At 59.6% G+C, this 11,903-nt stretch carries 13 protein-coding genes and 6 pseudogenes; 14 read left to right on the forward strand and 5 right to left on the reverse strand.

Going from position 1 to position 11,903, the window contains the following annotated elements; translation table 11 throughout:
• The 9 genes and pseudogenes from VQ044_RS21635 to VQ044_RS21675 form a co-directional block, all read left to right on the forward strand.
• Positions 1-650: hypothetical protein (locus VQ044_RS21635; protein WP_331827764.1), on the forward strand; the 650-nt coding region annotated here is incomplete at its 5' end.
• A gap of 40 nt (positions 651-690) precedes the next feature.
• Complete coding sequence (locus VQ044_RS21640) at positions 691-933, forward strand: hypothetical protein (protein WP_327626395.1); 243 nt, start codon at positions 691-693, stop codon at positions 931-933.
• 166 nt (positions 934-1,099) lie between these two features.
• A complete protein-coding gene (locus VQ044_RS21645; RefSeq protein WP_327626394.1) occupies positions 1,100-1,345 on the forward strand; it encodes a hypothetical protein in 246 nt (81 codons plus the stop codon).
• Positions 1,346-1,481: 136 nt separating this feature from the next.
• Complete coding sequence (locus VQ044_RS21650) at positions 1,482-1,679, forward strand: CsbD family protein (protein ID WP_327626393.1); 198 nt, start codon at positions 1,482-1,484, stop codon at positions 1,677-1,679.
• 346 nt (positions 1,680-2,025) lie between these two features.
• A complete protein-coding gene (locus VQ044_RS21655) occupies positions 2,026-2,349 on the forward strand; it encodes a hypothetical protein (RefSeq protein ID WP_327649460.1) in 324 nt (107 codons plus the stop codon).
• Positions 2,350-2,506: 157 nt separating this feature from the next.
• Positions 2,507-2,728: pseudogene (locus VQ044_RS21660) on the forward strand (IS256 family transposase); the annotation flags it as partial.
• A gap of 246 nt (positions 2,729-2,974) precedes the next feature.
• Positions 2,975-3,403 carry a response regulator gene (locus VQ044_RS21665; protein ID WP_327626344.1) on the forward strand — a complete coding sequence of 143 codons (429 nt, stop codon included), beginning with the start codon at positions 2,975-2,977 and terminating at the stop codon, positions 3,401-3,403.
• A gap of 318 nt (positions 3,404-3,721) precedes the next feature.
• Positions 3,722-3,913 (forward strand): hypothetical protein, encoded by a 192-nt coding sequence (locus VQ044_RS21670; protein ID WP_327649459.1) that lies wholly within the window; start codon positions 3,722-3,724, stop codon positions 3,911-3,913.
• A 106-nt stretch (positions 3,914-4,019) separates the two neighbouring features.
• Positions 4,020-4,256 (forward strand): hypothetical protein, encoded by a 237-nt coding sequence (locus VQ044_RS21675; RefSeq protein WP_327626346.1) that lies wholly within the window; start codon positions 4,020-4,022, stop codon positions 4,254-4,256.
• A gap of 142 nt (positions 4,257-4,398) precedes the next feature.
• Here VQ044_RS21675 and VQ044_RS21680 read toward each other — a convergent pair whose 3' ends face one another.
• Together VQ044_RS21680 and VQ044_RS21685 are read right to left on the reverse strand one after the other, a co-directional pair.
• On the reverse strand, positions 4,399-4,743 hold the full coding sequence (locus VQ044_RS21680) for a helix-turn-helix domain-containing protein (protein ID WP_327649458.1): 345 nt from the start codon (positions 4,741-4,743) through the stop codon (positions 4,399-4,401).
• Between the two features lie 77 nt (positions 4,744-4,820).
• Positions 4,821-5,120 (reverse strand): hypothetical protein, encoded by a 300-nt coding sequence (locus tag VQ044_RS21685; protein WP_327649457.1) that lies wholly within the window; start codon positions 5,118-5,120, stop codon positions 4,821-4,823.
• A 56-nt stretch (positions 5,121-5,176) separates the two neighbouring features.
• On the opposite strand from VQ044_RS21685, the pseudogene VQ044_RS21690 reads away from it, so the two are divergent.
• Positions 5,177-5,335, forward strand: a pseudogene (locus VQ044_RS21690) (transposase); the annotation flags it as partial.
• 247 nt (positions 5,336-5,582) lie between these two features.
• Here VQ044_RS21690 and VQ044_RS21695 read toward each other — a convergent pair.
• A pseudogene (locus tag VQ044_RS21695) lies at positions 5,583-6,110 on the reverse strand (IS110 family transposase); the annotation flags it as partial.
• Here VQ044_RS21695 and VQ044_RS21700 point away from each other — a divergent pair.
• A pseudogene (locus VQ044_RS21700) lies at positions 6,105-6,451 on the forward strand (Mu transposase domain-containing protein); the annotation flags it as partial. The pseudogenes VQ044_RS21695 and VQ044_RS21700 sit on opposite strands and share 6 nt — an antisense overlap.
• Before the next feature lie 11 nt (positions 6,452-6,462).
• Positions 6,463-6,719: pseudogene (locus VQ044_RS21705) on the forward strand (ATP-binding protein); the annotation flags it as partial.
• Positions 6,720-6,738: 19 nt separating this feature from the next.
• Here VQ044_RS21705 and VQ044_RS21710 read toward each other — a convergent pair.
• Positions 6,739-7,830, reverse strand: coding sequence for an EAL domain-containing protein (locus tag VQ044_RS21710; RefSeq protein ID WP_327649456.1), 1,092 nt, complete (start codon positions 7,828-7,830; stop codon positions 6,739-6,741).
• A gap of 862 nt (positions 7,831-8,692) precedes the next feature.
• Positions 8,693-9,718, reverse strand: coding sequence for an IS110 family transposase (locus tag VQ044_RS21715; RefSeq protein ID WP_331827765.1), 1,026 nt, complete (start codon positions 9,716-9,718; stop codon positions 8,693-8,695).
• Between the two features lie 419 nt (positions 9,719-10,137).
• Between VQ044_RS21715 and VQ044_RS21720 the strand changes: the two genes are divergently transcribed.
• On the forward strand, positions 10,138-10,359 hold the full coding sequence (locus tag VQ044_RS21720) for a hypothetical protein (RefSeq protein WP_327626386.1): 222 nt from the start codon (positions 10,138-10,140) through the stop codon (positions 10,357-10,359).
• A 368-nt stretch (positions 10,360-10,727) separates the two neighbouring features.
• Positions 10,728-11,836, forward strand: a pseudogene (locus tag VQ044_RS21725) (hypothetical protein); the annotation flags it as partial.
• Between the last annotated feature and the right edge of the window lie 67 nt (positions 11,837-11,903).

The raw sequence follows: 11,903 nt of genomic DNA on the forward strand, positions 1-11,903 counted from the left end.
AAAGTTCATTGCCCCTGCTTCGAGGGCCGCGTAACGTTCAACCCGGCATCGCCGCTCAACGAAGTTCAACAAACTTCGGGACATCCCCTTTTTGTACACGTGTGATGGCAGAATGGAACTCTGGACAGCGCGCGAGCATTAAAGACGCACAACGAGGTGTTCGGGAGGAAGATATGAACCGCAACGTTACAGCGATTTATCGCACCCATGCCGTAGCCGACCTGGTCCGTCAGGAACTCGAAGCGGAGGGTCTGTCCCGCAGCGATATCCATGTAATTCCCGACCATGATCGCGGGATTGTTGCCGCGGACGACGATGACCGTCGCTACTTCGACGCGATCCATGATCTGAACCTGCCGGACGCCGACGCCCGGACGTATGAGGCCAGTGTTCGCCGGGGCGACTATATCGTCTCGGTTGATGCCGGTGACGATCGGGTTGATCGCATCCAGGCCATCATGCGGCGTCCCGAAGCCGAGGCCTACAACATCGACGACCTGGACGCCGAATTCAGCAATTACGATCTGCTCTCGCCGCGCGACCCAATGCGTGGAACTCTCGATCCGGCGCTGCGGGGCGAAAGAGACCCCGCCTATACCAACCCCGACATGCGGTCCTACCGGCGGCGTTCGCCTGACAGCGACTATTGATCTCCGCGCAGCGCCAGCAATCTAACAAAGGACTGAAACCGTGAGCAACTACCGTGATCCGAAAGTCACCATTACCGAAAGCAAGAGCAATGTCGGCAAGCTGATCGGCATTGCCTTGGCCGTGATTCTCGGCCTGCTCCTGCTGGCCTGGGCGCTTGGTACCTTCGACGACGAGGCCGAGACCGTACCTGTCGTGACCGAAGAGCCCGCCACGCTAGACTCGGAGCCCGCTGCCTCTCCCCCGACAAACACCGAGCCGGCTGCCGTTCCGCCGGCAAACTAGAGACTGAAGCCGTGATTTAGCGCCGCTGAGCGGCGCTTGCTGGCTTTGGCTGGTCAAGCTCCCTGCTGACGCACATCGCCTGGGGTAGCCGCAGGTGGGTTCGCGGGCGGCGGCCCGGGGGTCGAGGTGGACCGCCGGCATATGTCAAGCCAAGGTTCTGGAGCCAATGTTCGAGGACTATGAATGGATCGATGACCAGGCGCGGCAGACCTTCGATGAGATCAAGCGAAACGTGAATGGTATATGGCGAAAGGCGGCCGAGGAAGCACGGGATCAAACGCAGGCGCGAATTGCCGAGATCAGGCGTGAGGCACACGAAGCGGCAGCACCCTTGCTCCGGGACGCAAATGATTTGAGGAGGATGTATGCTCGGCCCATATCGCGTGGCGACGAAAAGACGACCGATCAGTGATCGTCGATGCCGGCGGCACACTCGGCCGATTGTTTATTTGCGACCGGAACCGTCTTCCCGCTTGGAACGAAACCGTCCCGCATAAGCTTCCCGTATCGAGCGCTCATCGGGAGCGGCATATTCAAGGAGAATTCCGATGGATTGGGATCGTGTGGAAGGAAACTGGAAGCAGCTGAAGGGCAGCGTCAGGGAACAGTGGGGCAAATTGACCGACGATGATCTCGATGTCGTCGAAGGCAATCGCGAGCAGCTCGAGGGCAAGATCCAGGAACGCTACGGCTATGAGAAGGATCAGGTGCGCCGCGAAATCGACGAGTGGCTTGCCCGTCACTGAATTCGCTGCCATACGCTAACCATGCGAAGTCGGGTGATCGTTCCCGGCTTCTTTTTCGCTTGTGCGAATTATTCTCAGGCCGCGTTATCTGTGACCGGCGACAAGTATCGCATCGTATCGGCGCGCAATTCTGCCTTGGTCCCTGCGAACAAATCCAGAACGCCAAAGCAGCCGTTCGGCCTTCAGCCATATGGATAGGCCATGATCCGCCATTGGATTGACCGATTTCTCAAGTGGTGGACGCCACGGGCGGTCCGTGAATCCGCCGATGATCTCATTGCCATGCACGATCCGCGGCGCGCCTGGCTGGCCGCCCAGGATCGACGACGCCTGGCGCGAATCGTCGATGACGAAAAGCGTCAACGCCATTGGAGGGCCGTCATGCGCGAGATCGAGCGACAGACCGGCTACCGGCATCGACCGGATACCGCAACACGATACCTTGAGCCCTGACATGGCTGACCCCGAGAAACAGACCACCGAACAGCTGGAGGAAGCGATCGCCGCCGCCGAAAGGGAAAAGGCGATATGGACGAAAGCCCGAATGGCCTATCGGCAAGAGGGCGAAGTGGCTCTCAATCCATACTCACCACGCGATCCCGAGCATAAGATTTGGGCGGAGGGCTTTGCGCACGAAAAATCCAAGCCGATCAAACAATGGGGACGCTGACCGGGCTTTGGTGACAAGCTGCCCTCCTATGGTGCCGCCCTGCGGCAAGTCGGGGCGCGGGAATGTCCCGGTCTCTGTTGAAACTCTGAAGTGGGCGGCGTTGCCCGCCTTGAGCCGTTAGGCTCGGGGTGCCGATTCCACTGAGGAGAGCAACGCCATGAAGACAGATATCATATTGCCGACGACGCCGTTCATCGGGACTGCGGACGAAGCGCTGATGGATGTTCAGCAGAGCTTCGAACGGTTCTGTCTTGCGGCGGGGATGGAAACGCTGGGCGCGATGATGGAGGCTGACGTCGAAGCGGCCTGTGGTCCGCGCCACGGCCGGGTCGAAAAGCGCGAAGCGCATCGCTGGGGCCGCACTCGCGGGCGGATCGGACTCATCCGACTGATTATCGACCTGTGTGCGGCCGGGGGGCGAACGAACGTCGTCAATCTTGAAAAATACAAGATTCGAAAGGTGCTCGAGGCGTGCGCGAGGCTTCGTGATCTGGAATGGAGCGGATCAGCCTCTACCCTTACGCACCGCCGTTCCCGCTGAGCAAAGCTTGGCAGAGACGCGCCAGATCCTTTCGGGCAAACGTGGCGAAACGGGAACCGTTTCAAGGCGTCGACGTTTAGGACGATGAATTACGCCCAAGCGAATACAAAAGGCTCCGCGCAAAGCGATGACCACAAAACGGTCCTCGTCGTTGAGGACGAGTTGTTCATTCGCATCAACATTGCCGACTATCTCCGGGACTGCGGCTTCCATGTTATCGAAGCCTCCACGGGCGACGATGCAAAGGCAGTCATCGAATCCGACCGGACGATTCACGTCGTCTTTTCCGATGTTCAGATGCCTGGCGAACTCGACGGGTTTGGCCTTGCCCGTTGGATACGCCAGCATCGACCGGACCTCCATGTCATCCTGAACTCCGGCATGGTCAACGCGGCGGAGAAGGCCGGTGATCTATGCGAAGACGGCCCGCTGATGGCCAAACCCTATGATGAAGCGCAGGTTGTGGCGCGCATCCAGGAGATGTTGCGCGCCGCAAATCAGCGCGAACTATAATAAGCATACCTTGGCGGAAAGGCGAGGAACGCAATACCAAGCCCCGCATGACGATCATGCGCGGTTGTGCTTAATGCATTCCTAACAACGGTCTGATCTCGGGAATTCTCACCGCGGCCAATACCGCAAACGCGGTCTTTCCGCCCGCAACCGATAAGCCGCCTAGCAACCGAGCGCGAGGATTGACGTGTTTCGATTGGATCGCGCACCGCCCACAGGTCCGACGTTCACGGAAGGTTTTTAAGGCGCGATCGAGTTGACCAGAGAAGCCACATTCACCACACAGCGGGGTTCATAAGTCCGGCTCGTCGGGACACAATGATCAATCGATCGGCGAATGAAATCGAGACGGTGGCGGTGCCTCTGGCAATTTCGGTGGTGGCGTCGGCAGTGGCGGCACAGGCGCATCTGGTGAAGCTGGCACAGGTGCCGCTGGCGGCGGGATTGGAGCCGGCGCGTCCGGTGGAGCAACAGCAGGCGGAAACGGTAATGCAGGTGGAATGGGTGTAAGCGGTGCTGCAGGCGGTGAGGCCCAGGGCAATGTATACGTGAGCTCGGAGACCAATTTCGGTCGTGCCATTTCCGCGATCCGACCTCCGAGAACGACATTGACGCCTTGGCAAACGCGTCGTCAGTCACGGTTGTTGACGTCGAAGGGGAGGTTCAAGGCAAGAACGCTGCCGCCCTCGACAACGCGGTCGCTGACAATGAGGAGGACATCGCAGCGCTTCAGGCGGCGATCGAAGCCGATGCAGAACTTTCGGCAGCGCTCGATGCGCAGAATGTCGATGTTTCGTCGGTCGTCGCGTTAGAGACCAACGCGGACGGCAGCGTGACCGTTTTCTCGCGCTAACGATCCCTCAGAGCAAAGATTCTTGAGAAACCCTAGGCCACCTCTAGCGAACCGATACTGACATGGAATGTCGCCGCTCGCAGACGTGCAGTCTGCAAGCGGCCCATTGAGCCAAACTTCCATACTCAGATTTTGCTATTCGTCATTTCTCCTGATCGTCGGCAGCAAGCACCTGAACCAGGGCGCTGATTGCAGCGCGCACCTTGGCATCTTCGATCTTCATGAACGCACTGGCCTCCCGATACGCGGCAGGGTTGAGATCGGCAATCTCCGTTTCGACATCGACGTCATCGACCCCTTCAAAGAAGTGCTCGACGGGGACCGATAAGGCGCGGCCTGCCCGGTAAAGTGTAGAAGCTGCGAGTCGATTTGCGCCCTTCTCATATTTCTGGACCTGCTGAAACGTCACACCTAGACGCTCGGCAAGTTTTACTTGGCTCATGCCGACTGCAGTCCGGCGGATTTTAAGTTTTCGGCCGACGGCCACGTCGATCGGATCGTGGGGTCTCGCTCGCCTTCCCGAGCGGTCCTTTCGATTCCCACTTCCCGGAGCAGATGAAGCCACTATGAGAAGCGCCCCTTGTCACTGCCTCTGTCGAGGGAAAAGCGATCTGACGCGTGCCTCGTGTTTTGGTTGGCGGGGTCAGTCAGCCGTTTCGTCCCAAGGCTCGCTATGAGTGCCGCAACTGCAAGCCACGCATAGGCAGGTGGCGAACGCACTTCCCACGATCGCAATGTGGCCATCGAAACTTCGAGCATGCGTGTCAGACCCTTCCGGTCGGTTTCGAGCACGCTCAGCGCACGCTGGATCTGGTCGCTGAACTGATCAGGCATGTTCATTTGTAACGCCAGCGCAGATTGCAATCAATGCGCCTGACGGCAATGATTCTCGCCCGAATATTGTCTGGAGAAGTCTGATCGCTTATGTGGAGCAGGTGCTGGCGCCGACGCTCAGTTCAGGAGACGTGGTGGTCATGGATAATCTTCCAGCGCACAAAGCTGATGGCGTGCGCCAGGCGATCGAAAAGGCCGGTGCGCAACTGCGATATCTGCCGCCTTACAGCCCCGACTTCAATCCGTGTATGGATGGCTCCTGCGGGTCAAGGATTGTCGGATCGGTTTTGATGAACAGGTCGGTTGCGGCCATGTATACGGCGTCTGAATATGCCGCGGGATCGCTGCGCGCCCTGATGAATGTTCGCTTGGAGAACTGGTCCCAATCAATCGAGCGCGCTCAAAGCGCTTCGGATTGATCGGGGTGTCCTGGTTCTTCGGCTCCGTCCGTTCGCCATCACCTCACTTTGCCCTGACCATTCCTTTAGCCGATCAGGCGGCCGCCTGCGGCTGATAGCGTATGTCGTCCCGAAGGACAGCGAAGATCGTTCTTGCCATGCGATGTGCCAAGGCGATGGCGACGACCTTTGTCTTTTTCCGGATCAGCATGCTCGATAGCCAGTCCAATCCCAGCCCGAGCCTCCGTCTGACCATGATCTGCGCCATGGCGCCCAGATACAGCAATCGCCGGATATAACGGTTGCCCATCTTCGAGATTCGACCAAGCCTCTGTTTACCGCCGGTCGAGTGCGGTTTGGGTGTAAGGCCGAGCCAGGCAGCGTAGTCTCTCGCGGACCCGGAATTGCTGACATCAGGCGTCGTCGCCGTGATGATCGTCGCCGAAAGCATGCCGACACCCGGTATTGTGGCCAGGCGCTGGCTTGTCCCGCTTTGCTTGTGGGTCTCTTCGATCTCGCCGGTCAACTGCTCGATCCGCTTGTTCGTCTCGGCAAGTTGATCGAAGAGCACGCTCACTGGCGTCCGGGCCGCTTCTGGCAGCCGATCCAGTTGCTCCCTTATCGGGCTCAGACGAAGGGTAAGGTGGAGCGGCCGTTTCGATATATCCGGGAAGACTTCTTCCTGGCGCGCTCGTTCCGCAATCTCGACGATCTGAACCGGCAACTGGCCCATTGGCTCGATACCGTCGCCAACTGCCGGGTGCATGCCACGACCCAGCGCGTCGTCGGCGAAGCGTTCGCCGAGGAACGGCCCTGTCTGCGGCTGCTGCCGCTCGCGCCGTTCCGATCGGTCCTCAAGCTGGAGCGCCGCCAGCCGGGACGGCATGGTCAGTGTCGACGGCAACCTCTACAGCGTTCCTGACGCCACGCGCCGGCGGATTGTCGAGGTTCACAAGCTTGCCGGCGAGGTCCATATCCTGACGTCCAATCGCATCTTTGCCGAATGGGCGACGTCTTCGGCGATTCGGTCGTCGCCACCGCGCTCCTCGATCGCCTGCTGCATCACGCCGTCGTCGTTCAGAGCGAGGGATCAAGCTATCGGCTTCGCCAGCACGCCGAGCTCATGCCCGAGCACGTCCGCTCGAAGGCTATCATCGCTCCGCCGCTACAAGCAGAGCCGCGCCGTCGCGGGCGACCGCCTCGGCTCCACCCCATCGCCACAGCGAGTTGACCGGCGGAATTTGGGAATTTTACTTCGGCGCTTTGGGGGGGAATTCACGCGGCACTGACAGTTCCTGCTCGAGGAGGTCTAATAACTCGGCGAGTGACATCGGCTTGCTGAAGACGTGACCCTGCGCTTGGTGGGCACCTAGCCTTCGAAGCACGGCGAGTTCGGAGGCTGCCTCCACGCCCTCGGCAATAATGAGGCTTCCAGTCTCCTTGGCGAAAGCGATCAGCGCCGATGCAAGGGCTCGGCGGGCGAGGTCCTCGTCGATGTTCCGGGTCAGGGTGACGTCGAGCTTGATCATCTCCGGCTTCAGCTGAAGAACATGGCGCAGGCTGGCATATCCAGCCCCCGCGTCGTCGACGGCTATCCGCAGGCCGCGTTGGCGCAAGGGTTGGAGAGCCCGGGTCAAGAACGCGTAATCCTCTACCGAAGTATGTTCCGTAATCTCAAGAACGATCTGCTCCGGAGCCATGCCCTCCAGTGCCGCCGGAAGCTGACCGCTCAAGATCGTATCGGGGGATACGTTGAGCGCCACATAAATATCGGTCGGGAGGTCCGACAGCTCCTGCAGCGCAAGGCGGATTGCAAGCAGTTCCAGCTCAACTTGGCGGCCGACCTCCGCTGCTTCCGCAAACCACAGATCAGGTGCTCGCACAGGCGCCGCGGGGAACCGTGAAAGACATTCCAGACCTGCGATGCGACGATCTTCCAATTTGTATATCGGTTGGTAGGCGATCGAAAGCTGACACTGCTCGATCACGCTCGTGATGCGGGCAGCTTTGACATCGTACTTCCTGCGCGACTGCAGATCGGCTTCCATCCCGGCTGCGGCAGGGAACATGGAGGACAAGCGGCCGTCGGCGAGTTGCTGACCATAGCTGTCTTCCCAGGAGTTAGAATCTCCGGCCCGGATAGGCAGTGGCTCGTTCGATCTGTCGACCGTGACCGACATAGTCCTGTGGAGAAAGCGGGGGCGCGAGGCCGCCGTCGCGATGATCTCCGCCTGAACCCTCTCGATCTCCGCATGCGCGATCGACACATACTCGCGGCAGCGGGCGAATTTATCGTCGTCTCCAAGGATCTCTAGGACCGCGTTCAAATGGCTGCGCGTCAAAATACAATCCCGAAGCACGGTATCCTCCGTTTAATGCCCCTGATTGATAACTAAATTCGCACCTGTTTCGCTGCTCGTTAGGTCGGTAATAGACAGATAAGCCTAAGGGTAATTCAACAACTACCACGGGATTTGCGTCGAATTGTAATGAATTCGGTGGTGGGGAGAAATAGGTACGGCGGGGGAGCCTGGAAAATCTACGTCCTCGCGGTGTGCAAATTACGCTACACGATAGCTCCGTAGCAAACTTCTACGTGGCTGCTTATTGGGGCCGGTTGCGGCGGCAGACCTTCTTCTCGCTGGCTGAAGCCAATGGGGCGATGCGCCGCACGCCTCGATCGCGATCACCGTCGACGGCAGTGCGCCAAATAGAGAAGACCTAACGTTGAAAGCGAAATGTTGGGGGGCACGGTTCGACGCGATTTGACAACGTCAGTGTCTGACGACCGAGGTCGGCGATCGCAAGGCGTGGGTTGTCTAATCGCAACTCATTGATCAAGTCCTTTTTTGGAAACTGTCCGATGACATATTGCCGTTCTTCGGACAGACAGCGAACGGGAAAAGCCGTGTTGCGATCGCGCTGCTTGTTCTTCCTGGCGCCATTGGATGGTCGTTTGCCGGGCACAGGGTTGTCTTCGCGGTCGACACCAGTTCGCCGCATGATGGGTTTTCGCAAGGGCGGGGTCTTCCAATGTAATTAACGCAGTTTGCGTGGAGATTTCGCGCACCTGCAACCCACATAACGGAATGACCCGACCTACGTCCCGGCAGGGACGTTTCGGCGCGTCCGAAGGGGACGCAATCTCCTGGCAACCAGCTCAATTTCAGGTCATGGTCGGTCTCCCATGCCGTGCGATGTGGCTCAGGCGCTGGCGCCGGCGGTCCGATCAAAGAGCTCGCCGGTTTTCAGCATCGTGTGCATGACGACTGCAAGTTTGCGCGCCACTGCGACTGCTGCCCGCTTGAAGCCGACCTTTTCCCTCAGCTTCAAGCCCCAGGATCGAAGTGTGCTGTCGGCAGTGCTCCGGGTCAGGATCACCGTCGCAGCTTGATACAGGAGACCCCGCAGATGATTGTCGCCGCGCCGCGAGATATGCCCGTCAAAGTCAACCTCTCCCGACTGGTAACGCCTGGTGGTGAGGCCCAGCCACGCGCCCACTGAACGCGATGTCCTGAAATTCTCCGGGGCCTCGATCGCTGCGGCGAAGGAAGCTGCTACAACCGACCCGACACCTGGTATCGACATGAGAAGTCGACACGGCGTACTCTCACGCGCGACGGCGACAAGCTGTCGATCGAGTTCCGCCGCCCGGCCGCGCACGCCGCGCCATGCCTCAAGCAGAGGCACGATGATCTGCGCCAGGCCGCTGTTGCCGGCAATCAGGTTTCGGACATTGGCCTCGAATACGCGACCGGCGCCCTTGGGCACGACCAGCCCGAATGTCTTCATGAGCCCGCGGATCTGGTTGGACAGTTCGGTCACGATCTTGATCAACTGGCCGCGGGCGCTAACCAGAGTGCGGGTCAGCATGCTGTCATACTGCTTGACCCGAACCTCACGATAAAAACCGACTTCCGCAAGATGTGCCAGGCCGTCGGCATCGTTCGCATCGGTCTTGTTCGGCGCCATGTCGAGCGCTGCTTTGGCATGACGAGCATCGATACAGATCGCCGGCATACCTTCCGCCGTCAGCCCATGATAGAACCAGACCGACAACGGGCCGGTCTCGAACACGACGCGCATCGCGTTCGGCGCACGCTTGCGGATCACTTCGGCCAGCAATTGCGGATCGGATGGGCATTTGCCACGCCAAATCCGTTTGCCATTCTGCCGCACCGATATCGCTGTCTCTTTCAACGACACGTCCAATCCGATATACTGTTCCATGGTTGTTCTCCGTTGGATGCTTGGGCCCGGCGTCACGTCGTGAGCCCGTACTTTCATCTTATCGGGGAACAGCCACCTCCTTCCATGACTACGGCTGGCTTCGGCGCAACTCGCTCCCGCGATTACCCCATGTAATTACGAATTGCCATCGAAATATTGAAGATCTGATAAATAAAATCCCCATTGGTAATGATTATTTATATTTATATGTTGATGCTACAGGAATTGCAATATTATTCTAATTGATTTGGATTTACGCGGAAACTCTTATTTGTAGTTACCAAATAAAGACATAAATTAGACAATATTCTTGCAAAATTCTACCATTTTTTCGTTTGATGGTCATTTCGGGCGGGGCTGACAATGAACAGTCTTCAGAGTGAAGCCCCGTCAGGACGACAACAAGAAGGACCATTCCAATGAAGAATATTCTCGCGACACTGGCCATTCTGGGCTTTGCCGCTCCTGCCTTTGCGCAGGCTGTCGATTTTGCGACCGTTGACGCCGACCAGAGCGGTACGGTCACCTTGGAAGAGGTGCAGGCCGCAATGCCGGATGTGACGGAAGATGCCTTCACTGCCGCGGATGCTGACGAGAGCGGCGACCTCTCGGAAGACGAGTTCGCAACGCTCGCAGGTTAATAAGCCGGCATGGATGTTGGAATGCGAGCAGTGATCAAAGTCCTGCTCGCCCTTGAGCGTCTGTAGCCACATTCACAGCTCCCTGCTGCTTGCGACGACCCCGCGCCGCCGTTGGAAGGCGGCGCGGGGCGTGTGGGATCGCAGGACACTGCGCGACGGTCGTGTTCTGCGCCGGGATGTCGTGGGCTTTTTTCAGTCTTTTGCCGCTACGCTTTGGCAGCATGTGAGTTCATTCTCAACTGCCGCTTTTGTTTGACGACCGCGACAACAACGCAATGCGATCGGAGCCGGGCACAAATCGATCTGGCTGAGCTTTTTGGGCGATGCGCACGAGGTCGACAAGCGCCGAACGGAGAAAAGGCCATGGGAACTCCGGACAGGGCATGACGGTGGATCGAACGCATGTGCTGGCAACACCGGGCATGGACGCCCACAGCAGCTATGTCGCGCTGTCCCGGCACCGCGACGGCATGGACCTGCATTATGGCCACGACGACTTCGCCGGTCAGGACCGGCTCGCTCGCACCCTGTCGCGCGACCGCGCGAAGGACATGGCATCCGACTACGAGCAGATCGACCCGGCGCGGGATTACGCCGAACGGCGCGGCATCACCTTCGGCGAGCGCGTGACCGAGATCGTGCGTAAGGTGCCGGAGAAGGTGCGCGGCATGTTCGACGGTATGCGCTTGCCCGCCGATGGCGGACAGGGGCCGGAACGGGCAGCGCCGACGCCGGGCGCTTGCGAAGCGCAGGGGCCGGTACGGGAAAGCGCTGCGGCAAAGGTCCCGCGAACGACGGATGCGCCGGAAAGAGCCGTGGCGGCGGACCCGGAGGCGGCGCTGCGCAAGACCCGCACCGATGCGCTCATCCGTCATGCCCGCGCGGTGGACGCGATATTCAGCGCCGAAGATGCGGGCGGCAAGCGACGCCCGGACCAGATGCGGAAACTTTCCGACGCTCGCAAGGCTTTCGAGAAAGTCCGTCCCCACGGCTGGCGCGATGCCGAAGCCGCCTACGCCAAGAACCCGGAACTCACTCACGAGGCAGCGACGGGTCGAGTCANAAAGTCCGTCCCCACGGCTGGCGCGATGCCGAAGCCGCCTACGCCAAGAACCCGGAACTCACTCACGAGGCAGCGACGGGTCGAGTCAACCGCACCATTCGCGCCCTCCAGCTTGAAACCGAAATCCGCACCGATCCCAGCCGCCGCGCCGACCGCTTTGTCGAGCGCTGGCGGAAGCTCGACCGCGTCAGCCAGCATCAATACCAGGCGGGCGACATGGCGGACTACAAGGCCACCCGGTCGGCAATGGGCGACATGGCCAGGAGCCTGGAACGCGATCCGCAGCTGGAATCTCTGCTCGCCAATCGCAAGGCCGCGCTAGGCATCGACATGGAGGCTGGCCGCCGACTCGGCGCGGCCCTCGCCCTCTCTCACGGTCTCGACCTCGGCAGAGGAAGGGGGATCGGGATATGAGAACCGTCCTATGTGCCGCCGTTTCCATCCGGCGCCGCGACGATTCCCCGAACCCTCTTGCGCCCCG

The sequence above is a fragment of the Aurantimonas sp. C2-5-R2 genome (assembly GCF_036549495.1).
GTDB classification, from domain to species: domain Bacteria; phylum Pseudomonadota; class Alphaproteobacteria; order Rhizobiales; family Rhizobiaceae; genus Aurantimonas; species Aurantimonas coralicida_A.